Source organism: Vibrio sp. 10N.222.52.B12, assembly GCF_002875385.1.
Taxonomy (GTDB): Bacteria; Pseudomonadota; Gammaproteobacteria; order Enterobacterales; family Vibrionaceae; genus Vibrio; species Vibrio jasicida.
In genome coordinates this window covers 62091-88526 of sequence record NZ_MDAW01000122.1, presented here as the reverse complement: position 1 = coordinate 88526, position 26436 = coordinate 62091, and the positions used below count along the sequence as shown (strand labels likewise).

Below are 26436 nucleotides of genomic sequence, written 5' to 3'. Positions count from 1 at the left end.
GTGTTTTTCTCAAACAGCGGGGATGCCTAGTTCTAATGATGATTTTGTAATCAATATAAACTTAAGCTGATTTGAACAATAAAGTGAAAGTCAGCCCATTTTGTTCATTCTTATGCACAGTAATTTGTCCGTTCATATCACGCATATTGTTTGCCGTAATTGCTAAACCCAGCCCCAATCCTTCACCAATTTTCTTTGAGGTTTGGAATGGTTCGAACATGGATTCAAGCATCTCATCTGACACGCCACAGCCATTGTCACTGACGGCTAACTCAACTTGCATTTTAGTTTGATTGACGATGAGGTTGAGCTGTGGATTTTCTGTCTCTTTCATTGCATCCAAAGCATTGGAGACCAAATTGCCAAGAACTTGAAGCAGCCTTTGTTCTTCACCCAGAATATGGGGCAAATCATGGGGAATACGAATTCGCACATCAATATCGGCTAATTGAGTTTGATACACTCGCAGGGTCTCTTCTAAAGCAGCCGTAAGGGAGAGAGGTTGGAGTCGCTCTGGTTTGTTGTAGGCGAACGTCTTCAATTGGCTCGTCATGCTCGCCATACGATCAATCAGTTTTTGCACCAGCACATTGTTGGCTTTCATCATCTCGGTTTCGCCACGTTCTGCTAACAGTTCGTTTGTAGTGAGCAGGGTACGCAAGCCTGTCAGTGGCTGATTGAGCTCATGAGTAATCGCGCTCGACATGCGACCCAAGGCGGCCATTTTACTCGATTCAATCAACTGGCTTTGCGCTTCTTTTAACGCTTGAGTTCGCTCTTCTACCCGCTGTGCCAGCTCTTGGTTGACCTGTTGCAGCGATTGCTCAGCTTTTTTCCGCTTGCTGATGTCGATGATCGTCGCAAGGAAATACTGCTCGCCATGCCAAGGGAAACTGGTCAGCGAGAACAGGACAGGGAAGACGCTTCCGTCACTGCGTCTGGCAATGGTTTCGACCGTGCTGATCTCTGCGAGCTCTTTATGTTTAGGTAAATCCTTGAGCAACTTAAGTGTGGTGGAATTGGGATTGCCTGCATCGAATAACTCCCAAGCAAAAGCGTGTCGATTGACGCTTTCTGGTAAACAGAATAAACGCTTCGCCATTGGGTTGAGATCGAACAGTTGCCCTTGTTCATCAATCAATAGCAAACCAACGTGGGTCTTATTGATCATCTGTTTCAAGCGGCGTTGGGACTCTTCCAACAGAGCTTGAATTCTTTGTTGGTTGATGTGCTTTTGGCGGCGTTGTAAGCCAATGATGACGAGTAATACAACCAATAAGAGCAGCGCTGCTACGCTCCAACCAATCACATTGATGGTTTGTTGAATCGGCTTAGAAGGGGTGAGGTAGCTGACGTACCAATTCAAATCATCCAATTTAACGGTGTGTGCAAAATAGCGTTGCTGGTTGAGCGTCCACACACTGATATTGGTGTTGTCGTATAAGCGTTGCGTTTCTAACTGAACTGTGTTGCTCGGTTCGTTAAACCAATCAGCGTTGTAGAGAGAACTGCTTGATAAGAAAAAGCGTTGTTGTCGGTTCTGTAGCGTGATGATGTCTTGGCTGGTAATGGTCTGTTCGGTCAGCAAGCTTAGGTTAATTTGCACCACCACAATGCCCGCGATATCTAAACCGTCGTAAATAGGGGCTGCCAGATAATACAACGGGCTTGAACCTTTGGTTTTGTTCACCAAGGAGACACCACCGGCTTGATTGTGAATTTGTTCCACAATCGCTTTTCGGTCAGACAGGCTAAAGCGCTCTTCGATTAAACTCGACACCAATACCTCACCAGAATTGGAGAGAACCAACCAGCCTTCGGTATTGGCGGCTTTATCGAGTTGTGTTAACTGAGCTTGAATTGGCTCGTAATAAGTCCGGTTTCCTTTCACAAACGCGATGGTTTCAGGGTTATTAGTGACGAGGTAAGGTAAGTGGTAGAAGCGTTTAAGTGCACGGCGAACTTCACCAATATAGTCGAGCAGCTTTTGTTGAGCTTCGGTTTGAGTTTGTACACTCAACCACTGACGAGCCACCTCTCTGCTGGCGCTATAACAAGACAACATCAGCACTGCCGCAATTGCGACCACAAGCCATGTTTTGCCATTCCTTTTGCGCTGCATACTGACTCCATTCAGCTAGTGCGTTCTCACCAACAGTCATTAAAGAGTGCGCCTAACTGGTTGGATGTTAAAGACTTGTAAGCAAGAAGTGAGATCTAGCTCCTTTTCTCCTCAGTGGTTTTTGCTACCGTTAATAAAGAGCGATTTCTTTCCCACCCCATAAAGCAGGCAGTAACTCATGGCTTTTGACGACACCCCTAAAATTGCACTTATCGAAGATGATGACATTGTTCGTCAGGCTACCAGCCAATGGCTGCAACTGGCTGGGTTCAATGTGACCGCATTTAGTTTGGGGGAGGAGGGCAAAGCCGCGATTCTTAGCCAAGAATTTGATGCGATTGTCAGTGATGTTCGCCTGCCGGACACCGACGGCTTGTCGATACTAGAAAGCCTTATTGCTAATCACATTCCAACGCCAGTTATTTTGATCACCGGACATGGTGATGTCGATATGGCAGTGGGTGCGTTACAAAACGGTGCGTTCGATTTTATCGAGAAACCTTTCCAACCAGAGCGCTTATCCCAACGAGTGACCGATGCGGTAGAAAGCTATCGCGCACAAACTTCTACTCAAGATCGCCAAGAGTATCTATCGAGCGTGAGCGGTTTAGAGGAAGTGCTGATTGGGCGAAGCAGAGTGATGCAACAGCTTAGAGAACAAGTTGCCAAGTTAGCACGCATTGATACCAACGTGATCATTTACGGTGAAACAGGTTGTGGTAAAGAGTTGGTGGCGACCAGTTTGCATAATGAAAGCCAACGTCGAGCTCATCATTTTGTGCCAATCAACTGTGGCGCGATTCCTGAGAACCTGTTTGAAAGTGAGCTGTTTGGGCATGAAGCTGGGGCATTTACTGGAGCAGGTAAAAAGCGCATTGGTAAATTGGAATACGCGGATAAAGGCACCTTGTTCTTTGATGAAATCGAGAGTATGCCGCTGTCGATGCAGGTGAAAGTGTTGCGTTCATTACAAGAACATACGGTGGAGCGCGTTGGGGGTAATCAGCAGATCTCAGTTGATTTGAGAGTGATCGCCGCCGCGAAAGAAGATCTCAATGATCATGATGAGTTTCGTCAGGATTTGTATTATCGGCTCAATGTGGCGCAGATCTATTTACCACCATTGCGTGAGCGAGAAGAGGACGCGTTGATCTTGTTCGAACACTTTGCCCTGAAAAGTAACCCTGAGAGTCGTCCATTAAGTGAAGCCGATAGAAAAGCTGTTCTGGCTTATGCTTGGCCTGGGAACGTTCGTGAGTTGAGAAATGTAGCAATGCGGTTTGCATTAGACAATACGGTCTCAGTTATGGAAGTACTCTCTAGTCGGCCATCCTCCACGACCGAAGAAACCCAATCTGGCGTGCCGTTAGCTATTCAGCTGCACAACTTTGAACGTAAGGTACTGCATGACTCGCTAGTTCGACACCAAGGACGAATTACAGATGTGATGGTCGAGCTAGATTTACCGCGCCGAACCCTCAACCAAAAGATGCAGAAGTTTGGTTTGAATCGCTCTGACTATACATAGAAAAAACGGCTTCTAAGGAAGCCGTTTTTTGTTGAGGTACTTATTTGTTAAGGTACTTGCCAATCTAGGCTTGGTTTGCCAACTCGGTATGTTGCTGAGTTGCCTTGCGGGTAAAGACTACACCCACAATCACCATCGCAATAGTAGGAACAATCCAGCTTGCAAAATAGTGGTACAGCGGCATGTTGCTGTCTAACCATTGGTTTGCGGCTTCTGGCATGTAACCTAGGATGTGCAGCGCATCAACGCAGCCAAACGTTAGAGCAGTGAATGCGGTCGCGACGACCATGATTTGCGACATCTTGTTGCGCACTGGTGCCATGATCATCAATGCAATCGCTACTGGGTGAAGCGCCACAACTGCTGGCAATGTGATCGCCAATAGTTGCTCTAGACCTACGTTAGCGATTAAACCTGCCAATACCATGGTCGTGATAACGCAGCCTTTGTAGTTCACGTTGCTGAAAGTGTTGTCGTAAAACTCACTGCCTGCTGTGGTTACGCCGATAGCAGTAGTCAAACACGCTAATACCATCACGGCGCCTAATAATAGCGAACCAAACGCGCCGAAGTGGCTGAAGGTGAACGCCGTTAAGATATCGCCACCGTTGCTGAATTCAGAACCCAAGTATGAGCTTGTCGAGCCAATGTAAGCCAATGAGATGTAAACAAACGCCATGGCAACCGCGTACATCAAAGCTGCGATTAGCGTGTATTTTGCGGTGGCTTTCGGACAATCCACACCCATGCTACGAATCGCGCGGAAGATAATCCAACCAAAACCGATAGAACCTAGCGCATCCATGGTCATGTAGCCTTGGGTCAAGCCTTCAGCAAATGCGCCAGATACGTATGGTCCTGTTGCGGCAGTTAGCTCACCTGCAGGAGAAATCAAAGCCGTCACAGACATGATGATTAAGATAGCCATCAAGGCAGGCGTTAAGATCTTACCTAGGTTGTCGACCAATTTGCCCGGGTATAGCGCAAACAAGATGGTGATAGCACAGAAAGCAATAGTGAAAGGCACCAAAGCGGCATCACCAAACATTGGTGCAAAGCTAAATTGGTAAGCGACGGTAATGGCACGTGGTATTACGAACGCAGGACCAATTACGATAAATACCATTACCCAAAAACTGGTCGCCAAAGGTTTAGGTAGGGCAGCGGTTAATTTGTCTGAACCGTTTACGATAGCCACCATCACCAGTGCCATCGCAGGCAGACCTACGCCCGTTAAGAGGAAGCCAGACATCCCGCTCAGAAAGTTTTCACCTGCTTGATAACCCAAAAATGGAGGGAAGATCAGGTTACCCGCGCCTAAGTACATGGCGAAAGTCATGAAGCCCAAAGCGGCGATATTGCGTGCGCTTAACATTGTTATTCCTCTTATGTTTCGCTTGGAAGAAACTGAAAGGAATGGGAGGAGTATGTGGTGTTCCCGTCAGCTTCTTCTCAAGCTGACAGAAAGTTTAGATATAGCCTGTCAGCTCTAAATCAGTTTCAGAGAGAGCAGGAGGATCGCAGCAGCAACGCCTGATGGGCGTTTTAAAGCGAATTGTAATTGCGCAGTTGCTGACATGGATGATCCTTAATGACGAAAAAATACCAAGGAATACGTTTGCCTTGGTGTGTGGTTACCCTAACGAACATAGGGCTATTGGCACAACCCCGAAGTAGAAAATAAGTTGATACGGTCAATGTTTGTTTCTGAACTGGTGGATCGAACTGCTTTTTAAATTCAAAATTAGAATAAATGACTTTTCATTTCTGTAACATGGCTTGTTTTGCTGTATTTTTGTGCTATTTGTAGTCGTTTAGGCTATAAACCTCTGCTGATAAAGTGAGCAGTTTAGAATGATGCGCTTTTTCTTCTTATTGTTAAGACACTCATTAGTTGCAGTTCAATCCAAAATTGCATCGGCAAAATATTGCTTATTAGGGTCTGTTGATCTTTCGCGGTTAAATTTTGTTCGAGATAAAATCGTTTTAGGTGAGGCAAGGAGTGTGTCGCCTAGTCATTCTAAGCAAATACTCCTTAACAAAGCATAAAACGATTTTAGCCGAACCCTTCGGGCAGCGTTTGTTGGTCATTTCTACTGCGTAATCGACTTCTCATGTAGGCTCGCTACACAGCAAAGTCTCTGCCTTGTATAAATAACCCAACAATTCGCTGCAAAAATCAGCTCGAAAGGTCAACAGACCCTCATGAATAGTGCATTTATTTTGTCTTGATCACATTTTATTAACCTTTTGCGATCTAGGCGTGAAACCTTCTTCTCTTCAATGAGCAAGATCTTGCTCATTACTTTGCTATCAAATCAGCATGATTTTGCTCATTCTTGATATCTTTCAGCACTTAGTTCAATAAATACAAAGGGTTAAAAGTTGGCATTTCAATTGCTCTAGGGAATGTGTTGTTAATAAAGATTTAACATGATGTAAATCCCCAATCGTGAAACGACTACACGGAGAGTAATAATGAAAATGAATAAGCTGGTAAAAGCTTTGGCTGTCGCTGTGACTTCTTTTGGTATTGCTGCTAACGCTGCGGCAGAAGATCGTAGCTACATTCTTGCAACGGCATCGACAGGTGGTACTTACTACCCTGTGGGCGTAGCGTTGGCGACGTTAAGCAAAGTGAAATTGGCACCAAAGCACCACTTCTCCCTTTCTGCAATCAGCTCTGCGGGCTCTGGTGAAAACGTCAAACTGCTGAACGAAAATGAAGCACAGTTCGCGATTCTACAAGGTCTTTACGGTGCGTGGGCTTGGTCTGGTGAAGGTCCTTATGAGAAGAGCGGTCGCCAAGAGCAGTTGCGTTCAGTCTCTATGTTGTGGCAAAACGTTGAGCACTTTATTGTTCGTTCTGACTTAGCAAAAACGGGCACAGTGACTGACCTGAACAACCTTGATGGCAAGAAGTTCTCCATCGGTAAGAAGAACTCTGGTACTGAGAACTCTGGTCGCCAAATCATGAAAGGTCTGAAGGTCGACCCTGATAAATTCAATCTTGCTTACATGGGTTACGGCGGCAGTGCGAGCGCACTTCAAAACGGCACCATTGACGGCATGAACACGCCTGCAGGTGTACCTGTTGGTGCGGTTACTCAAGCTTTTGCTGCGCTGGGTAAAGACATTTCGATTCTTTCGTTTACTGACGAACAAATCAAAGAGGCGAACGGCAACTACAACCTATGGACGAAGTACGAGATCCCAGCGAACACGTACCCGGGTTTAGATAAGCCGATCACCACCATTGCACAGCCAAACTTCTTGGCAGTTCGTGAAGATATCTCGGAAGAAGACGTTTACCAGCTAACCAAAGCGATCTACGAGAACCTGCCTTTCCTACAAGGTATCCACAAAGCAACAAAAGCAATGGCGATTGAGAAAGCGATTGCGGGTTTGCCAGTGCCTCTTCACCCAGGCGCAGCGCGTTACTACAAAGAAATGGGCATCGAAATCCCATCAGATCTAATGGCGAAATAACGCCTACTTAGCCCCGAGTTTCGGCTCGGGGCATTTTATCCCTACCGATTTCTAAGATGGAAAAAGCCGCCAGAGCTTGGAGTATGAGATGAGCGACTCAATAGAAAAGGAATTGCAGAAGTTTGAGCTGCCCACGCGCACTGATTTTCCGTGGGTAACCACTACAGTCACTGTGTTTTGCGTGGTGTTGTCTGCTTTGCACATTTGGTTTAATACTTTATCGACGTTACCAGAGTTATGGATTTCCGCGACCCACTTTGCTGGCTTTGCGGTGATTTGTGCGCTTTGGTATCCGGCTCATATCTCTCTCAAGCAGAGTAAGATTGCACTCGGCATTGATGTGTTGATTGCTATGGGCGCGGTCGCGTGTTTGCTCTACATTCCCTATGCCGAAGATGCGCTATATGAACGCGGTGTGAAGTTCGTGACCAGCGATTGGGTCTTCGCCATCATGGCAATCCTGATTGTTATTGAGCTTATCCGACGCACCATGGGCTGGTTTATTCCTGTGCTGATTGTGGTGTGTCTGAGTTACGTTGTGCTTTGGGGTAAGTGGGCGACAGGTATTTTCCACTTTCCGGGTTTGAGCATGGAAACTTTGCTCTACCGTAGCTTTTATTCTTCTGAGGGCATGTTTGGTTCTATCTCGCGCATCAGTTGGACTTTCGTATTCATGTTCATTCTGTTTGGTGCTTTTCTTGTTCGCTCTGGTGTCGGTGATTACATTATCAATGTGGCACGTGCTGCGGCTGGCAAAATCATCGGTGGTCCCGGTTTTATTGCGGTGATTGGCTCCGGTTTGATGGGCTCAGTATCAGGCTCTAGTGTGGCAAATACGGTTTCCACCGGTGTTATCAGTATTCCTTTAATGCAGAAAGCAGGTTTCCCTTCGCGCTTTGCTGCGGGCGTTGAAGCCGCAGCGTCAACAGGTGGTCAGTTGATGCCACCAGTGATGGGGGCGGGTGCTTTCATCATGGCGTCTTACACGCAAATTCCTTATGTTGATATCATCGCGGTTTCTTTTATTCCTGCTCTTATTTATTTCTTGTCTGTGGCGTTCTTTGTGCGTATCGAAGCCAAACGCAGCGGCGTTCAAAAGATCACGACCAGTGATGAGTCTCTACTAAAAGTAGTGATCAGCGGATGGCACAACCTTATTCCACTGGCGGTATTGGTCACTTTGTTGGTTCAAGGCTTTACGCCGACTTACGCTGCGGGCTTGTCGATCATTTCAGTGGTGGTGGCTTCTTGGTTTTCGAAAGATCATAAGATGGGACCAAAAGCGATCATCGAAGCACTTTCACAAGGTGCGAAAAACATGGCGACAACCGCCGTATTGCTGGTAGGTATAGGTTTGGTGGTCAACGTGATCAGCACCACGGGCATTGGTAATACGTTCTCATTGATGATCGACGGTTGGGCGAATGGCGACTTGTTCATCATGATCGTTTTGATTGCGCTCGCTTCTCTGGTATTGGGCATGGGTTTACCCGTGACAGCGGCGTATATTGTATTGGGTACATTGTCTGCCCCTGCGCTTTACAAGTTGATTGCGGAAAACCAATTACTTGAATTGATGGTGTCAGGTCAACTGCCTGAACAAGCAAAAGCCATCTTTATGTTGGCGGCGCCAGAAAAGCTGGAACTGCTTAATGCACCAATGGCGTTGGAAACCGCGAAAGAAATGGTGGCTTTAGTGCCTGCGGACTTTATGGAAACCCTACTAGAGCAAAGTCTGGGTATGGAGGCGGTAGGTTTGGCATTGCTGGCTGCTCATCTCATCATCTTCTGGTTATCGCAAGACAGTAACGTTACTCCTCCAGTGTGTTTGACCGCATTTGCAGCAGCAACCATTGCAAAAACACCGCCAATGCGCACTGGTTTGATGGCGTGGAAAATCGCCAAAGGTTTGTATCTTGTCCCGCTGTTGATTGCTTACACAGGCTTGGTGAGTTGGGATGTGACATCGGTGATCACTGTAGGTTTCTTTGCCATCATCGGTACCTATGCATTGATTGGTGCTATTGAAGGCTACTTGGAAGGTCCTCTAAACATTCTGACGCGTCTCTTGTTGGTAGTGGTGGGTACATTGCTGGTTTGGCACGACATACCAATGTTGGTTCGTGTGGCAAGCTGCGCGGTATTTGTCGCGGTGTTCATTTACAGTGGTCGCAAGTTCAAATTGCAACAATCTCAACTATCGGTTTTATAAGAGGTCGTATGAAATCAGTCTATGACTACATCATTGTTGGTGGCGGTATCGTTGGTGTGTCGACGGCATGGCAACTGCAGCAACGTCATCCAGACAAATCCATTTTATTGGTTGAGAAAGAGTCCGGTTTTGCCAAGCACCAAACCGGACACAATAGCGGCGTGATTCATGCCGGGGTGTACTACGCTCCGGGCAGCTTAAAAGCGGATTTTTGTAAGCGTGGGGTAGAGCGAACCATTTCGTTCTGTGCCGAGCACTATATTCCGGTGGAGAACTGTGGCAAGTTGCTGGTTGCGACCAACGAGCAAGAAGTCGAACGCATGAATGCCCTCTATGAGCGCTGCCATGTCAACGGAATTGACGTAAAGCTACTCGATGAAGTTCAACTCAAACTGGCTGAGCCAAACATCACTGGCTTGGGCGCGATTTATGTCAAAACTACCAGTATTGTCGATTATCGTTTGGTCACTGAGCAGATGGCGGAAGAGTTCAAAAAGCTCGGCGGGCAAATTAGCCTGAGAACCAAAGTGGTGGCTGCCGAAGAGAAGGACGAAGAAGTCCAACTGACCTGCATTTCAGACGGGCAAACCATGCAGCTCAATGCCAAATTCTTGGTCACCTGCAGCGGCTTGATGGCGGATCGTATGACTAAGATGATGTCTATTCCGACCGATTTCCAAATCATCCCTTATCGTGGTGAATACTACCGCTTAGATAGCAAACACGACCAGGTGGTGAATCATCTTATTTATCCAATTCCAGACCCTGACTTGCCATTCTTAGGTGTCCACCTAACTCGCATGATTGACGGCAGTGTGACCGTTGGTCCAAATGCGGTGCAAGGCTGGAAGCGAGAAGGGTACAACAAGGTTAACTTCAGCTTGCAAGATACCATGCAAATGCTCAGTTTCTCCGGTTTCTGGAAGGTGACACAAAAGCATCTAAAAACTGGACTGGATGAGTTTAAGAACTCGTGGTGGAAGCCGGGCTATCTCAAGTTGGTCAACAAATATTGCCCTAGCATCAAGGTAGAAGATCTCAAACCATATCCTGCGGGTATTCGCGCACAAGCGGTGTTATCCGATGGCACTTTGGTTCATGACTTCTTGTTTGCCGAAAGCGCGAGAAGCCTGCATGTTTGCAACGCCCCCTCTCCTGCAGCGACATCTGCAATGCCCATTGGGGAATACATTTGCGATAAAGTGAATGAGAAGATAGAGGCGAAAACCGAGACGGTTTAACAGTAGAAAGCCAAACCAAAAGTACACCAGAGATGACTCTATTTGTTGGGTGATTATTGTCGGGTGTGCCGGAAGTTTGGCTTTTACTTTGGTGGTTGGATAACTTTCTTCTTATGATATTTGGGTTTATTAGGAGAGGGATGGATGAAATTAGGTTTAGCCAGTCACAAAGTCGACGTCGTTAAACATGACCCTGCATGGCGACAGGAGTTTGTGCGTTGCCGCTCTGAACTGGCGTTAATGACGGAGATACCGCTAACTCAAATCGAGCATATTGGCAGTACTGCCATTATGAATATGCCTGCCAAACCTATTATCGATATGGTGTTAGGTATTGAGCACTTTCCTCATGTTTCTCCAAAACTGATTGATGCACTGAAAAGTGTTGGATTTCTGCGGTTGAAAGTGGAAAAGCAAGATGAGATTGTCTTTGCGAAGTTCACCGATGATTCTTATCAAGTCAAAACACACTATCTGCACATCACTCAGTATCAAGGACAGTTGTGGCGAGACTGGATTCAATTTCGAGATAGACTAAATGGAAGTGCTGAGCTTAGAAGCGAGTATCTAACTCTGAAGTTTTCTTTGGTGGAGCAAGCTGAAATAACTATCGATAAATATACGGATGCTAAGACGAGTTTCGTACGTAAAGTCATAAATGAGTGGAAGACCGAATGAGGAAACTGCTGGGGCTCATTTTGCTTTGTAGTGCATTTCATTCTTTTGCGTATCAACTGCAGGAGCGCGACGAGAGTTATGTATTAGTTAGTCATGATCTCAGTGTTGACTATGTGGTCTATGTCCCAGGCTCTATGGAAGCAGAAATTACCAATGTGCTTAAATTTGATTGTGAAGGCAGCCGTGTTGAAGCGGTGAAAATTGGTAGCGAGATTAACAACGCAGCGACGTATGGCGAACATCTCCAATACTATTTCTTTCTCGTGAGAGACCATCAGTTTCACGTTCCTCTAAGAATTGTTGAATCTTTTCAAACGGTTGATAAAGAGTCCAAAGAGGTTCTATCGGAACATTTACCATTCACCAAGCATGATGTGTCTGACTTAGTATGTGATTTGATTCGCCCCCAGATTATGAGTTATCAGTTTACACGAGCGTTTGAAGCCGTCGCTAAACCAGAAAAGAACAAAGGCGACTAAACTGTCGCCTTTATTGTATTTGAATCTGGGAATTAGGAGTTGTCATCTTTCGGGCAGAGTTCGCCTTTTTTGGCGTGTCTCTCGATCATGTAATCGCCGCGAGCACTGTGCAGGACAATCGCATTCCAGACTTCTCCATCTTTAAGCTCGAACTCCATCGCATAGTGTGTACCGCCGACGATTTGAGTTCTGACATCATTGATTTGCTTTAGCTTATCCGTCGCATTCATTTGATGCAGAATCATGCTGAGCGAGCGTTCGGCATCCGGTGTCACTTTCGCCACTTGCCAACCTCCAGGGACACCGCCTTTCGAGCCACAGATGGCTTGCATTTTCTTCTTCAAACCAGGAGACATTTGCTTGTCCACGGCCAATGCGTTACCTGCAAATGAAAAAGCGGCCAACGACATCATCGCGGTCCACATCATCCTTAACTTCATAATCCACTCCATTGTTTTGTTATTGATTGAGTATAAGCACGCCTTTCACGGTTTACATAATAGCAAGGTCTTCTGTGCCAACAGATAAATACGTAATGGGGGAGTTAAACAGGCTAAAAACGATCGCTTTTGATAGCGGCTCGTAACATTCTTTAGAGGAGGAGACGTTATGAGTCTGAAGCATTATTTTGAAAAGGTCTCACCAAAGTTTGAACCGGGAGGCCAGTACCACAAGTTCTACCCACTCTTCGAAGCTGTTGAAACCCTTTTTTATACGCCGGGTAAAGTGAATCACGGCGTAACCCATGTTCGAGACAGCATCGATTTGAAGCGCATCATGATCATGGTGTGGTTAGCCGTATTCCCCGCGATGTTTTGGGGTATGTATAACATCGGGCAGCAATCCAGCGATGCTTTGCTGTACGGCCTTGACCAAGCTGCCGCACAACAAGCCATTGATGCCTCTTGGGGGCTGAGTTGGGTTTGGGGTTCAGTAGAGGCGGCCAGCCAAGCGGGTTGGGCGAGTAAAATGCTGGTCGGTGCAACCTACTTTTTGCCTGTCTACGCGACTGTGTTTGTGGTTGGTGGCTTCTGGGAAGTGCTGTTTGCTATTGTCCGCAAGCACGAGGTGAATGAAGGCTTCTTTGTTAGCTCCATTCTGTTTGCGTTAATTCTCCCGCCTACCATTCCGTTGTGGCAAGCCGCACTGGGTATCACTTTTGGTATCGTGGTAGCGAAAGAGATCTTCGGTGGTACGGGACGTAACTTCTTAAACCCCGCATTGGCAGGGCGTGCGTTCTTGTACTTCGCCTATCCTGCGAATATGTCTGGCGGCGCCGTTTGGGTTTCGGCTGATGGCTACTCTGGTGCAACCCCTCTTAGCCAATGGTACGAAGGTGGTCAAAGCGCTTTGACCAACAACATGACAGGCCAGCCTATCTCTTGGGTGGACGCTTTCGTTGGTAATCTACCGGGTTCTATGGGAGAAGTCTCGACCCTGCTGATCGCGCTTACAGGTTTGGTGCTTATCTTTATGAAGATCGCGTCGTGGCGGATTGTTGCGGGTGTCTTTGTTGGCTTAGCCGTGACGTCGCTACTGCTTAATGCTATTGGTTCGAATACGAATCCTATGTTCTCTATGCCTTTCTATTGGCACTTTGTGATTGGTGGTGTCGCGTTCGGTACTTTCTTTATGGCCACCGACCCCGTATCGGCTGCATTCACCAATGGTGGTAAATGGGCTTACGGTATCCTGATTGGTGTGATGACGATATTTATCCGAGTGCTCAACCCTGCTTACCCAGAGGGCATCATGTTAGCGATTCTGTTTGCCAACTTATTCGCACCTCTGTTCGACTACATGGTGAAAGAGCAGAATATCAAACGCAGAGTCAAGCGCCGTGCCGCAGGGTGATTTGCAATAAGTAGCCCTAATTATATTGAGGTTTCTACCTGCAACGGGTTGCTAATAAGTCCTTAAAAACTTGGAATTTTATAGTTTATTGGTATGAAAAGTGAGGGCGGGTTCACTGAAAATTGTTTAAATCTTGCTCTATAGTGAAAAGGTCAGCGGCGCAGTGTCACTGACCTTTACTTTATTTAGATCAGGAGGACGAGAATGACGAGAATTAAGGATATTCTTGATAGCCGTTTAGTGCTGTCGTTCTGGTACAACCTCGATTACGGTTTGTCCCTTCTCAGTAAAATCTCTCTTCGTTAATTTCCTCAATGCGCCCGCATTGAACCTTTCTATTTTTCTAATAAAAATCAAGAAATTGAAGCAGATTGCGCTTATTCGCGCAAAGCAATGCGTATAAGGAAATTAATAATGAAACGTATCCCAGAACCGTTCCGCATTAAAATGGTTGAGCCAATCAAAATGACAACATTGGCTGACAGAGAGATTGCCCTTAAACAAGCAGGTTTTAACCCATTTCTTCTTCGCAGTGATGATGTTTATATCGACTTGCTGACCGACTCTGGCACTGGTGCTATGAGTGACAATCAGTGGGCGGGGATCATGATGGGTGATGAGTCCTACGCGGGTAGCCGCAACTACTACAACTTGTGTGATGCGGTAGAGCACTTCTTTGGTTACAAGCTGACAGTGCCGGCGCACCAAGGTCGTGGGGCGGAGCAAATCTTATTCCCAGCCTTGATTGAACGTATGCGTCAGGTTCGCGGTGGTGAGACACCAGTGTTTATATCAAATTACCACTTCGACACCACAGCGGGTCACATTGAGCTCAATGGCGGTAAAGCGATTAACGTGGTAACAGAAGAAGCATTCGACACTACCACGCCATACGACTGGAAGGGGAACTTTGACCTTAATAAGCTGGTGGCAACGATTGAAGAGCATGGTTCTCACAACATCTGTGCGATCATCACAACGGTTACGTGTAACAGTTCAGGTGGCCAGCCTGTGTCGATGGAAAACATGCGCAGCGTGTACGAAATCGCAACCAAGTACGACATTCCAGTAGTGATTGATTCGGCTCGTTACTGTGAGAACGCTTACTTTATCAAGCAACGCGAAGCGGGCTACGAGACCAAATCGATTCTTGAAATCATTCGCGAGATGTACCAATACGGCGACATGCTCACTATGTCAGCGAAGAAGGACCCAATGGTAAACATTGGTGGTATGTGTTGTATTCGCGATCATCAAGAGCTGTTCCAAGCGGTTCAAACACGATGTGTACCGATGGAAGGCTTTGTGACTTACGGTGGTATGGCTGGCCGTGATATGGAAGCCTTGGCTCGTGGTCTATATGAAGGTGCGGATGAGGATTACCTTCACTACCGCATCAGCCAAGTGCAATACTTGGGTGAGCGTCTACGCGAGGGTGGCATTCCAATTCAATATCCAACGGGTGGTCATGCCGTGTTTGTTGATGCAGCGAAAATCCTACCTCATATACCCGCGGATCAATTTCCAGCACAAGTGTTGTGTAATGCTTTGTACTTAGAAGCGGGGATTCGTGCAGTAGAGATTGGTTCACTGTTGCTTGGTCGAGATCCGGAAACGGGTGAACAGAAAGCATCAGAACTCGAATTGATGCGCTTGACCATCCCGCGTCGCGTCTACACCAACGACCATATGGATTATATCGCCGATGCCATTATTGAATTGAAGAACCGCTCGCATGAGTTAAAGGGACTCACCTTTGATTATGAGCCTCCGGTACTTCGTCACTTTACGGCACGCTTTCGCGAGCTGGATTGATCGAGAAAACGTTATGTTTCGATAAGCAAAAGGCCGCGAAATTCGCGGCCTTTTAGAACTTGGCTTACAACGTCAATGATATGTTTATATCAATCAAACTTACGCTAACTCAAGTGAGATACGTACAAATTGTTCGTCTTGATATTGCACTTCATAATTGAAGGTGTTGCTGGCATAAATGCTACCTAAGAACAATGAACGTTGACTCATTGGGCCACGGAAAAGCATCGAAATAGGTGCGATCATGGCGTTATTATCATCGAAGTGTTGGTTTAAGTTGTCAGAGAGAACACACAGTAAGCAGCCATGCTGGTCGTGTGATAAATCGACATCTTCAGGACGAGAGAGCAGTACGGTCGTACCGAGTTTTTTCTCTACTTCGTTAATCAGTAGCAAGTAACTATCGAGGTGAGGTTGCGGATTGCTCGGTTTATTCGCACCCACACAGCGTTCAAGCAAAGCTTCAAGGTTGCCATTTTCCCCTTTGGCCTGTTGAGTCAGAGACTTTAACGGCTTTTTAATCAGTTTGTAGCGGTTACTTTTAAGCTTAGGTTTAAGCCATTTTTGCAGTAAGTCGTTACGTTCTTTTAAGGGAATAGGTCGCGAGGACGCATGGAGTTTGAAGTGCAGGTGTAATAGGGCGTGCACTGCAAGCTCGCTTAGAAGTTGGTTAGCATCAGCGGATTGTCTTGCCTGCTTAGAACTTTGCATTACACTCTAAATTTCTTATAGGAAGAATAATGGTGCCGAGAGAGGGACTCGAACCCTCACACCTAAGGCACTAGCACCTCATGCTAGCGTGTCTACCAATTTCACCATCTCGGCATCATGATGCTCTGAATACACAGAGGCTTCGGAAAGAAGCGTTCCAAATTGTATATCCAAAATCCATAGATTGGCGAGAGCAAAATTACTCATTTTTGGACTTTGGTGTTCGATTGAACATTTATTGTCCGTTTTTGGCCGTTTCACCATGCGTTCCCCTCTTAATACCCCTATTTTCACTACAAGTATGAACACAAATTGGCATTCTTGCGCAAAAAATGAACGCTTGAACGTTTGCGTCAATAAATGTGATGAAACTCTCGTTTTGATGGCTATACTTGCGACCCGTTTAAGCGGGAATTAGGGTTCGTTGTTCAGGACCCTTACCCATACAAGCCGTCACATGGAGCGGGATGAGTCGAATACTCTCCAGCAGTGAATGACCCCACGGACCGGACCAGCTAAGTTCAATTGCTTGTATAAGGTAAAAATAAGATGTCGAACTATCCGTTCTGTCGCCAAGTTAGATCTACGAGTGCCTTGTCACTCGACACGTTGTCCCTTTCTTTTGCCAATTCCTTTGGCGTTTCTTTCTTTTTCAACGTTCAGTAGGTCTGATTCATGAGTGTTCTATTTAGTTTATTTGGTATTGTTGCACTACTAGGTTGTGCGTTCCTACTGTCAGAGAGCCGTTCTTCAATCAATTGGAAAACCGTATCTCGTGCTTTGTTGCTCCAAATGGGTTTTGCTGCTCTAGTGCTTTACTTCCCTTGGGGGCAAGCCGCGTTGGCCAGTTTGAGTAGTGGCGTTGCGGGTCTTTTAAGTTTTGCTGATGAAGGGATCAAATTCCTCTTTGGTGACCTTGCTTCTACTGGTTTTATCTTTGCTGTCCGCGTTCTTCCTATCATCATTTTCTTCAGCGCTCTTATCTCAGCCCTTTACTACTTGGGTATCATGCAAAAAGTGATTCAATTTATTGGCGGTGCTATCCAAAAGTTTTTGGGTACCAGCAAAGCAGAATCATTGGTTGCAACAGGTAACATCTTCCTATCCCAAGGCGAATCACCACTTCTTATCCGTCCATTTCTACAAAACATGACCCGCTCTGAGCTGTTTGCGGTAATGGCTGGTGGTATGGCGTCAGTCGCAGGTAGTGTTTTGGGTGGTTACGCAGGTCTAGGTGTAGAGTTGAAATACCTAATCGCAGCAAGCTTCATGGCGGCACCAGGTAGCTTGTTGATGGCAAAAATCATCGTGCCTGAGCGTCAAACTCCAAGTGATTACAACAACATCGAGCTGGATAAATCAGAAGAAAGCAACGTAATCGATGCGCTAGCGAGCGGTGCGATGGGCGGTATGAAAGTTGCCGTCGCGGTCGGTACGATGCTTATTGCCTTCGTGAGTGTGATTGCGATGGTAAACACGGGTTTAGAAAACTTAGGTGAAATGTTCGGTTTTGCTGGCATCACGCTGCAGGCTATTTTCGGTTACCTATTTGCACCTCTAGCATGGTTGATTGGCGTTCCGGGCCACGAAGTACTTGCAGCGGGCTCTTATATCGGTCAGAAAATCGTAATGAACGAATTCGTCGCATTTATCGACTTCGTACAACATAAAGCGACACTGACTGAGCACACGCAAATTATCATTACTTTTGCTTTGTGTGGCTTTGCCAATATCGGTTCGATTGCGATTCAACTTGGTTCAATTGGTGTGATGGCACCAGAGCGTCGTAAAGACGTAGCAAATATGGGACTGAAAGCGGTCGCAGCAGGTACCCTAGCAAACCTAATGAGCGCTTGTTTAGCCGGTATCTTTATTTCTCTTTAAGGGATGCCCGCACATAAAAATAAATCAAAACCCGCTTCCATAGCGGGTTTTTGTTTATAAAACGCTTGAATGAGAGATTGCTTAAATATTTAAGAGAACATTGCTCTGTAATATTGTTTTTTGAGCACATTACCCCCAATATTGAATAGTACTGCCGTACGGTTTATGTTTACTTTCTAAACTATAAATAAGACAAGGAAGTAAAACATGACGTCAAAAGTAGTATCGATCGTGTTAGCCGATAAGGAGAATGGTGGGTTAGAGCCGCTCTCAGGAACGTGCTGTAAATCTATTACCCCATTCGCGGGTGCCCATCGTTTGATTGACTTTGCGTTGAGCAATCTAATTCAATCTGGCATCAAGCGTAATCTTGTCTTAAGTCGATTCCATTGCCCTGCTTTAAATGAACACATTAAGCGTGCATGGAGTAAGTACGAAGCGAACATCGACATTCTTGAGCCGGCATACCCCCATAATAAGTTTTTGCCTGCGTTGCAGTACAATTGGACCGATGCTTTGCTGCAAAACTTAGAGGCCATTAATCGCCCGACTGATGAGCATGTACTGTTAGTTGGTGGAGAACAAATTCATCGGCGCTACCTTTCTTCATTGCTGCAATACCACAGAATCCAAGCGTCTGAGTTAACGCTTGTTGTAGCTCAAGTTCCTACCGAGCGAGCGTCTGCTTATCATGTTGTGGAATTGGATGAGCAAAACCAAGTAACAAGCATTCAGCACCAGCCACAGCAACCTGCAGAGATACCAAATAAGCCAGACCTCTCTCTTGTGCTTACCGAGAACTATGTGCTTAATCGTGCGACCTTAGTCAAAGGCTTGTTCACCAATGCAAAAAACTTAGACGGACGACATGATTTAACTTGTGATGTGATTGGTAAACTGGTTCAGAAGGTCAAAGTGGCACTATTCGATTTGGGAGCCGTTGATTCAGACCAAGCCCCTTTGTATTGGCATGGTTTGAATAGTGTTGATGACTATTGGTCGGTGCAAATGGCGATGTTGGTTGAGCAAAATGATACGCAAAAGAAAAGCTCAGAGCCATTGCTTAGTAAAGAAGTCGTCTCGCAGCGATCCAGCTTATGTAATGATGCGGGAGGCATTAAAGTTCGCATTAAAGACAGCTATATTGCTTCAGGCTGCCGAATTGAAGGAGCGTGCTCTATCCGTTCTGTGATTGGGGTTGATTGTGATTTAGGTAGAAACAGCATGTTGCATGAGGCGGTATTGATGGCGCGCTGTAAGATTGGAGCAAACAGCCGCATTACACGTGCCATTATTGAAGAGGATGTCCATATCGCTCCAGGGACAGTCATTGGTGAGAAATTTGAGAAAGACAGTGAGCGGTTTTTCGTAACGGAGGGGGGATTGGTCGTGATTCCCAAAGGCAGTCGAGTCGGTTTTGAACAACCACTGACGTCACTGCATGACAATTACCATGAAGACGTTGCAGCGAATACGATTTAAGTCCGGTAAGGTTTATTGTGTTTTTCATTTTACGAAATACTGAAATCTTATCTATTTTAATTAAAAGATTTATAACACATTGATATTGAGACCAGTTGGTTAGGAGAGAGGATGAAGTTCGATCGTCTTCATTTTGCAAATGCATTGAAGTATTACCGAAAAAAATCAAACTACTCGCAGGATGGGTTGGCCGAACTCCTCTCCTCCGCTCATCGTGTTTTTTCTAGTTTAAACCAAGCTACATTGAGCCAGTGGGAAAGGGGGAAGATTGAACCCACTCTATTGCGCCGCCTCGGGATTGCCCATTTCTTTCAGCAGCCTTATCACTATGATGAACAAGAGCTAAAAAGTGTCAAAAAAGCACTGCAACATCCTGTGAATTTCCAAAATCTGAATACGGTGTATGACTATGAAATCACGCATCGCAGTCATGTTGCTTTTGATAAGCTGGACGAGGACGACAAACAGCTGATCTTCGATTCTCATTTCAGGCAAAATGGTAATGCAGTCACAGATACGTTTGATGCCTTATGTTTGACCCAGCCTAAAGTGTTTTGCTTTTACTATAAGAAGATGTTGGTTGGTCATGTATTGTATGAGCTAAAGCAAGGGGCGATTTATCTTATCAGTGTGGTCTTTCTCACTAAAACCATTCGAACCGCATTACTTAATCATATCGCGGAGATCAGCCGAGGTTTGATGGTGTATTTTCCGATTCGAGACCGCAGCCTCAAGCAGTTTATGAGTGACTGCTTCCTAGAAAAGTGCTGTTATAGCCGCAGCGTCACCTTTTATGCTGGAACCAGTGAACAGTTTTTTGATAACCCGATGATTCTCAGTGTGATGGAAGGCTATCAAGATTTTCGTTTAGTCCGTTATGAGCAAGTACAGAAAAAGCAGAAGGTCTAACCTTATTGTTTAAATAGCACCATATTACGATTTCGGAACCAGCCCGTAGGGTAACGATTGAAAAGCGAATGGCTGATTGGCAACCGTCGGAGCGTGGTGAACACCCTTCCAGTCCAATAACATGATAGCCAAGACGTTTCTATGCTCTCCATATTTTAAGTCGAAGTCGCCATCGACCGATGGGATCATGCCTTGTTCGAGATTGATTGAGCCTTGAATCGCTTGACGTGTTTTCTCGACGACAGGGTCATTCTCTAGCCCCGCAAGGAGAAACGTAATACCCACCTCGGCAATCACATCTTCTTTAGAGCGTAAGATAATCGTATCTATATTGTCGCGGAAGTAATCGTATATCCATTGATGGTCATATTCATTGACTTGTTTTTGATAGTACTGAGAATCACCAAAAATAATGTGTGTCATGCCGTAGATTTTGTTGCTGTATTGCTGCGGTGACAACTTCTTATCCTGTGAATCTGGATAGGTGCTTTTAAACGCTTTGGTGAAGTCATTGACGACATCTTGCTCACCCAGTTGGCGTAGCCAATAAACTTGATTGGCCAGTTGCGCTGCCCATGCCTCGATCATTTCAGGGTCGGTCGCGTATTTGGTGAAATCATAACGTCGAATGACGCTTCTTAAGGTCTTATCGTGTTTGTGTTTAAGGCCGTATTCGTCAGCTCTTGCCATTGCACCCAGCAAATCGACCCCTAGATAAAAATACTCAGGTTGATGCTTGGTCACGGTATAGCGGCGCTGGCCTCGTTCGTCTTCTTGGTCATGGTAATTGGCAAGGCGTTTTTCTGAATACAATATGATTTGTTCTGGCGTATTCACATCACTGGCAAAGTGATTCAAACGGCTGGCGACTTGAGCCATGTCTGTCCACACCGCAGGAAGGTATTTATCATCTAGAGTTTGGCGGTACATGCGCAACCCAAAGTGGCCTTCTTTAAATGCTGGTAGGGAATAAAGCTGCGACTCAAACGTATCTTTTATTAACTGTGCAGATTGAGGGTAGCTCAACACGGGTGAGTCCTGATCGGCTTGAACATTAAAGACCAACGAACAAGAGAGCAAGATAGCTAAGTTGAGAGGTTTGATACGCATAATTACATTCCACAAAAAGCCCAGAATTCAAACCTAGCATCAATGCTTCTTTGCTATGTAATGCCTCAGTCAATAGTTGGTCACGATATGGCGGAAGGTCAGGTTGATACGCTCACCTTTCGGTTTTGCCGTTTTGGGCACCGCGTGTTTCCAATGATGCTGCAGTTCTCCTGCCATAATTAACAAGGCACCATGGCTAAGTTCATACTCTAGCTGAGTTTTACAATGTAAATTCCGCAGTAAAAAGCGTCGAGTTTCGCCAAGGTTTACAGAAGCGATAACCGGATTTCTACCAAGCTCTGGCTCATTATCTTGGTGCCATCCCATGGAGTCCTGTCCATGACGATATAGGTTTGCTAAGACCGAGTTGAATTGAACGTTGGCAATGGCTTCACAGCGCGCTTTTAGCTCATTGAGATCCGGTGTCCAAGGGTGTGGCGACATGGTTAACCCTGAATAGGTATAGGCAACATCGCCATGCCAAGCTTGTAACCGAGGTTGCAGTACTGAGCGGCCGAACATGGTGATGCGCTCTTGTTGCCATGGGAGAGTAGAGCGAAGGTTAGAGAAATAACGATCAGCTTCTAAGTTACTGAGAAAGTTAGGGTCATAGTAAATTCTGCCCTGTGTTACTTCTTGCCAAAATGAGCTTTTAAATAAATCACCTTGTACTTGCATCTCACTTTACCTTTCTCATTTATAAAAATGGTCGATATTTATTACCTTTACGATAGCTATTGGTTATTCTTAAGGTAAATAAGCATTTTAACAATAATGAATAAGTCTCGTTGTAGTCAGGACGAGATAGTGAGGAACAAATGCGCTATTCACCCAGAAAGCAGGGCTATTTTGCATTGTTCTTTCTCACTTTTTTTGCCTTGTGTATTGGGGTGATTGAGCTGTTACATCGGAACCAGCAAAGCCTCTACCAAGAGCGAGTTCAAGTTGAGGCCAAAGAACAACTTTCTATTCTCCGTTCCAATTTGGAAGCGGAACTTATGGCTGATATCTATAAAGCCAGCACCCTTGCCACACTCATTACTTTGCTGCCTAAAGATGAGGAGCGCAAGCTTAATCTTGCAGCCAATCGAATCCTAAACAAAAGCAAGCACATCATAGTGATTGGCATGGCAGAAAACGACGTGGTCAGCCATATCTTTCCCTTAAAAGGGAATGAAGCCGTGGTTGGCTTGGATTATCGGACTGTGCCAGAACAATGGGTACAAGTTCAAAAAGCTAAGGAAATTGAAGAAATCTTTATCGCTGGCCCTATCGAGCTAGTGCAAGGTGGGAAAGGGTTGATTGTGCGTGTCCCTGTCTTTCGTGATCCACCGATAAACAATGATTATTGGGGCGTGATCAGTACCGTCATCGACTTTGACGGTTTGCTGAGAGATACGGGAGTTATCGAGTTTTCATATCGTTATTACATGACGATTCGTGGCTATGATAGTGGTGGCGAACTTGGCGATGTTTTCTTTGGTCAAACAAGCGAAAACGGCCAAGTGTATGCCAAAGAGCAAGTGCATTTCCCTTATGGCGGTTGGAGTATTACGGTCTATGCCAACGGAGAGTTGGAAAAACAAGTGTCTTGGCACCGACTTCATATTGCACGACTCGTCGGTTATCCCATTGTACTAGCGATGAGCATCGCATTGATGGTGATTTATCGCTTGTACATTGTGGCAGATAGCCGTGCGCTGCATGACGAGCTGACTCAGTTGCCAAATCGACGTTACTTTATGCAGTCGTACAAGCATCAGTTTGAAATCGCAAAGCGTTATAAAAAACGTTATCGCTTCGCTCTTGTGAACATCGATTTAGATCATTTCAAGCACATCAATGACACTCATGGACATGATGCTGGAGACAAAGTACTTGTTGCCTGTGCAGAGCGAATCAAAAGCAGCTTGCGTCGCTCTGATATTGTCGCACGTATGGGCGGGGACGAGTTTTTGGTGGTGGTCCATAACCCGAAAACAGAAGAAAATATCCAAACACTTTTGAAAAAGTTAAGAACGGCATTGTGCTCCACACCAGTTATCTATGACGGAGAGTTGATTTATCTGCGCACTAGCATGGGTTACGCGATGTTTGATCCTGTCATGACATCGCCAGAACAAATGATGAAAATTGCAGATGAGCGGATGTATCAGCAAAAGCATTATGGCGGTTAATACTTAAACGTTGATAGTGCTTTAAACACAGTCAGTGTCTTCCCGCTTTTGACTGATTTTCATTTTAAAGGGGTGTACTCATCAACGAGGCTATTGCTGATAAAGGGATTAGTAGCAATGCGATCTGTAGCATATTTTGCAGTTCTTTGCATTTTGCAAATGCGATTTGCAAAATATGTGCTCAATAAATCATCAATATGCATCAAGATCGAAGAAAAAATGGTGTTTTAAAAGTTGGCACGCATCGTGCTTTATACAGATTGACCCTTATTAAGCCGAGGGTCACCTAGCCAACTGACGTTGTTAGTGAATACACATTGTTCACAAGTATATACCGCCAATCACCTTTATTGTGATTGGCGTTTTTTCTTTCTATAGGTCAAGAACCTGCACCTCGTCTCCAGTATCTCCTGAATCACCACACTTGTTATAGCAACTCGGTTGTCTTGGACATACCGCGCCTCTTGAACAAATCAATCTTGCTTGAGTTTGAATTCCTCGTTCAATCCAATTGATATTGAGGATCTTAGCTATCGTCGTCAGATCCTTTTTGATGTGCTGTGGAATCACCGTGCTGCCCCCTGAAGAGACACACAGCGATTTTAGCTCTTCTGCAATTGCAATCGCATCCCCACCCTGTGCAGAAATAGCCGGGTTGAGGTCTATGCCAGCACAAAGCACGCGATTGTTTCCTGCTGGATCAAATACATTGACTGATTCACAACAGTAGATGCGTGGTTCATTACCAACATTGAGAATCGAGATCTGTGCTGAGCTGGTATCTAGCGGCTGTGACAGACGACGGAAGACTGCCCAGTGTTGACAAGGGTCATTAACTTTGCGCATGTTCCCCCAAGGGAGTGGAATACCATTACCACGATAAACCGCTTTGAGCTTACCTGGTCCATAAGCATCAAAGTAATGCCAATGTGGGTACGGCGATACCACCGTCATGCGGCGCATTGCGACAGAAGGGGAGACGCCCGCTTTTTTGTGAACATCGATTTCATAACCTGAGCGATCGAGTAATTGGCGAAATGGCACTTTTGGACAGAGTAATGCACCGGCAAAGAAACTTGACTCAAAATCGCGCCATGCCTGGAGGATATCTTGAGAGTTTAGCTCTGAGTTCGACACCGGGCTGTCTGTCTGTTCCCAATTGTTCTGGTGACCAATAGAGAGCACATTGCTCATACCATCACTGCTGTGTAGCACCCTGTGACCAATATACACAGCCAAGTCGTACTTTAAGCGAGTGGGGTAATCACGCATTCGTTTATTCAGGTAAATCGTGCCAGGGGCTTCCATAAAAGAAGTCACGAGTTGTTTGGCGCTGACCCCCAGTTCATCAACCACATCTTGAGGGGCGCGATCAATCCAACGAATGTCCAATCCCAAGCTTTTGGCAATGTCGATTAAGTCTTCAACCGATAGATTCAAACGTTTTAAGCCGATTTCTTCTGCCGCTCTTTCTAAGTCTGGAAAGTGGTTTTGATGATTTTCTTGGTGAGCACGAATCAAAAGATGAGCAAACTGACGCCCTGTGATCCCCGTTTGGGAGAGCATCTCTGGTATCGCGATTTGCAGGATATCGTTAGAGAACAAGAAGCTGGGTTCGAGCGCCATCCCGTTAATGCCGCCACGGTTGCCTTTATTGGGCGTGATGGCTTCGAGCTCTGGCTCATCGTCCAAAAACCAAGCGGGTTCTTTTTGGAAAACTTCGGCGATCACTTCCAGCATATCGATGCTCGGCACGCGTTTTCCACGCTCGATCATCGATAGGTAAGAAACGGAAGGCGCGTACTCTGGATTTATCCTTACACAACGCGCAGACAAATCCTCCATCGTTAAATGGTTGTTTTTCCTTAGGTTGCGAATTTTCGTACCCAAGAAATGAGATTGGCGGATAAGACTTTTTGACACAGACATTTTGTAAAATTCACATTGTAAAATTTTTGTTGTGAAATTGTAGTCAATATTTCGCTAGTCTACATACTGAGCAGGCAAGGAAATTAACCATCAACTTCACAAATTTGCCTGAAACTTAAACAGAGGTTTTAAGTTTTTACTCTAGGAAGAGTGTTTAAGTGAGAGGAAACGACGATGAATATGCTGAACTTCGATAAAAAAGACATCCAAGAACAACAACGCCCAATTATCGCTGAAGCCGTATTTGCCGTCGAGGCGGTAAGTGCTGAGCAGCAAAGCGAAAAGCAAATTAAGGCGAAGCAACTACTAGACCGAATGTTCCCACTAGAGAATGGGTCACACCAAGATGTATCCAGTTACGTTATCGACTACCGACATGTAATGGCTTACTTCAAAGACGGTACGCACAGTGGCCTTAAAAGTCCAAAGCACTTCGTAGCGTACACTGGTGAGAAAGAAGATCCGAAATCGATTCTGTTTAAAGACGAATCTGGAAGCCACGCTGAAGTGCTGTTTGGTTGTCACAAAGGCACAGGTTGTGTTGAGTTGATGGACATCGACGATATCCAACTCGAAACCCGTACCACGTTTAGCCCTGAGCTGACGGGTAACGCCCCAACAGCCATGCGTCATTGGATCAGCTTGATCAAAGGCGACAAAAAAGGCAAACCAATGGCGTGCAGTGAAGATAAAGAATTTACCGCGAAAAACGGTGAAGATTACTTCTTAAGTTACTGCTACAGCATTGACTGATGCTTTAAGAAGCGAAAAAATAACGATCCAGCCCAAGAAAGCAAAACCCCAAGCACGTGCTTG

General features: G+C 45.6%; 20 protein-coding genes and 1 tRNA gene. 13 read left to right on the top strand and 8 right to left on the bottom strand.

The genetic code is table 11. The features are described 5' to 3' along the window. Positions 1–61 precede the first annotated feature (61 nt). Positions 62–2122 carry an ATP-binding protein gene (locus tag BCT11_RS15690; RefSeq protein ID WP_102388697.1) on the bottom strand — a complete coding sequence of 687 codons (2061 nt, stop codon included), beginning with the start codon at positions 2120–2122 and terminating at the stop codon, positions 62–64. Between the two features lie 178 nt (positions 2123–2300). Here BCT11_RS15690 and BCT11_RS15685 point away from each other — a divergent pair, with 178 nt between their 5' ends. Next, positions 2301–3650, top strand: coding sequence for a sigma-54 dependent transcriptional regulator (locus BCT11_RS15685; RefSeq protein WP_102388696.1), 1350 nt, complete (start codon positions 2301–2303; stop codon positions 3648–3650). 64 nt (positions 3651–3714) lie between these two features. On the opposite strand, the gene brnQ is transcribed toward BCT11_RS15685, so the two are convergent. After that, positions 3715–5025 carry a branched-chain amino acid transport system II carrier protein gene (gene brnQ / locus BCT11_RS15680; protein ID WP_102388695.1) on the bottom strand — a complete coding sequence of 437 codons (1311 nt, stop codon included), beginning with the start codon at positions 5023–5025 and terminating at the stop codon, positions 3715–3717. 1103 nt (positions 5026–6128) lie between these two features. Here brnQ and BCT11_RS15665 point away from each other — a divergent pair. The 5 genes from BCT11_RS15665 (at position 6129) to BCT11_RS15645 (ending at position 11749) form a co-directional block, all read left to right on the top strand. Beyond that, complete coding sequence (locus BCT11_RS15665) at positions 6129–7139, top strand: TAXI family TRAP transporter solute-binding subunit (RefSeq protein ID WP_005374185.1); 1011 nt, start codon at positions 6129–6131, stop codon at positions 7137–7139. A gap of 88 nt (positions 7140–7227) precedes the next feature. Continuing rightward, positions 7228–9351: a TRAP transporter permease gene (locus tag BCT11_RS15660; RefSeq protein ID WP_102388694.1), complete on the top strand. Its 2124-nt coding sequence runs from the start codon at positions 7228–7230 to the stop codon at positions 9349–9351. 8 nt (positions 9352–9359) lie between these two features. Next, positions 9360–10592, top strand: a complete 1233-nt coding sequence (gene lhgO / locus BCT11_RS15655) for an L-2-hydroxyglutarate oxidase (protein WP_102388693.1) — start codon at positions 9360–9362, stop codon at positions 10590–10592. A 144-nt stretch (positions 10593–10736) separates the two neighbouring features. Next, a complete protein-coding gene (locus BCT11_RS15650) occupies positions 10737–11270 on the top strand; it encodes a GrpB family protein (protein ID WP_102388692.1) in 534 nt (177 codons plus the stop codon). Continuing rightward, positions 11267–11749 carry a hypothetical protein gene (locus tag BCT11_RS15645; protein WP_102388691.1) on the top strand — a complete coding sequence of 161 codons (483 nt, stop codon included), beginning with the start codon at positions 11267–11269 and terminating at the stop codon, positions 11747–11749. The genes BCT11_RS15650 and BCT11_RS15645 overlap by 4 nt, the downstream gene beginning before the upstream one ends. Positions 11750–11781: 32 nt before the next feature. On the opposite strand, the gene BCT11_RS15640 is transcribed toward BCT11_RS15645, so the two are convergent. Further along, a complete protein-coding gene (locus BCT11_RS15640; RefSeq protein ID WP_102388690.1) occupies positions 11782–12189 on the bottom strand; it encodes a cystatin in 408 nt (135 codons plus the stop codon). A 169-nt stretch (positions 12190–12358) separates the two neighbouring features. Between BCT11_RS15640 and BCT11_RS15635 the strand changes: the two genes are divergently transcribed. Together BCT11_RS15635 and BCT11_RS15630 are read left to right on the top strand one after the other, a co-directional pair. Further along, complete coding sequence (locus BCT11_RS15635; protein ID WP_102388689.1) at positions 12359–13603, top strand: NADH:ubiquinone reductase (Na(+)-transporting) subunit B; 1245 nt, start codon at positions 12359–12361, stop codon at positions 13601–13603. A gap of 414 nt (positions 13604–14017) precedes the next feature. Further along, complete coding sequence (locus tag BCT11_RS15630; protein ID WP_102388688.1) at positions 14018–15418, top strand: tryptophanase; 1401 nt, start codon at positions 14018–14020, stop codon at positions 15416–15418. A 99-nt stretch (positions 15419–15517) separates the two neighbouring features. Here the strand turns inward: BCT11_RS15630 and BCT11_RS15625 are convergent, their stop codons facing one another. Both BCT11_RS15625 and BCT11_RS15620 read right to left on the bottom strand, forming a co-directional pair. Continuing rightward, positions 15518–16129, bottom strand: coding sequence for a DUF2913 family protein (locus BCT11_RS15625; protein ID WP_038868549.1), 612 nt, complete (start codon positions 16127–16129; stop codon positions 15518–15520). A gap of 30 nt (positions 16130–16159) precedes the next feature. Then, positions 16160–16243 (bottom strand) — tRNA-Leu (locus BCT11_RS15620). A gap of 561 nt (positions 16244–16804) precedes the next feature. On the opposite strand from BCT11_RS15620, the gene BCT11_RS15610 reads away from it, so the two are divergent. From BCT11_RS15610 to BCT11_RS15600, 3 genes are all read left to right on the top strand, one after another. Further along, positions 16805–18013: a NupC/NupG family nucleoside CNT transporter gene (locus BCT11_RS15610; RefSeq protein ID WP_038875278.1), complete on the top strand. Its 1209-nt coding sequence runs from the start codon at positions 16805–16807 to the stop codon at positions 18011–18013. Positions 18014–18220: 207 nt separating this feature from the next. Further along, on the top strand, positions 18221–19495 hold the full coding sequence (locus BCT11_RS15605; protein ID WP_102388687.1) for a sugar phosphate nucleotidyltransferase: 1275 nt from the start codon (positions 18221–18223) through the stop codon (positions 19493–19495). A gap of 111 nt (positions 19496–19606) precedes the next feature. Beyond that, a complete protein-coding gene (locus BCT11_RS15600) occupies positions 19607–20404 on the top strand; it encodes a helix-turn-helix transcriptional regulator (RefSeq protein WP_102388686.1) in 798 nt (265 codons plus the stop codon). 24 nt (positions 20405–20428) lie between these two features. Here the strand turns inward: BCT11_RS15600 and BCT11_RS15595 are convergent, their stop codons facing one another. Together BCT11_RS15595 and BCT11_RS15590 are read right to left on the bottom strand one after the other, a co-directional pair. Continuing rightward, complete coding sequence (locus BCT11_RS15595) at positions 20429–21514, bottom strand: DUF3541 domain-containing protein (protein WP_102388685.1); 1086 nt, start codon at positions 21512–21514, stop codon at positions 20429–20431. 69 nt (positions 21515–21583) lie between these two features. Then, positions 21584–22192, bottom strand: coding sequence for an alpha-ketoglutarate-dependent dioxygenase AlkB (locus BCT11_RS15590; protein WP_102388684.1), 609 nt, complete (start codon positions 22190–22192; stop codon positions 21584–21586). Positions 22193–22332: 140 nt separating this feature from the next. Here BCT11_RS15590 and BCT11_RS15585 point away from each other — a divergent pair, with 140 nt between their 5' ends. Next, entirely contained in the window at positions 22333–23691 is a 1359-nt protein-coding gene (locus BCT11_RS15585; RefSeq protein ID WP_102388683.1) for a diguanylate cyclase, read from the top strand. A 372-nt stretch (positions 23692–24063) separates the two neighbouring features. Here the strand turns inward: BCT11_RS15585 and BCT11_RS15580 are convergent, their stop codons facing one another. Further along, complete coding sequence (locus tag BCT11_RS15580; RefSeq protein ID WP_102388682.1) at positions 24064–25620, bottom strand: DUF3612 domain-containing protein; 1557 nt, start codon at positions 25618–25620, stop codon at positions 24064–24066. Between the two features lie 174 nt (positions 25621–25794). On the opposite strand from BCT11_RS15580, the gene BCT11_RS15575 reads away from it, so the two are divergent. After that, positions 25795–26373 (top strand): malate synthase, encoded by a 579-nt coding sequence (locus BCT11_RS15575; RefSeq protein WP_038868558.1) that lies wholly within the window; start codon positions 25795–25797, stop codon positions 26371–26373. Positions 26374–26436: the final 63 nt, after the last annotated feature.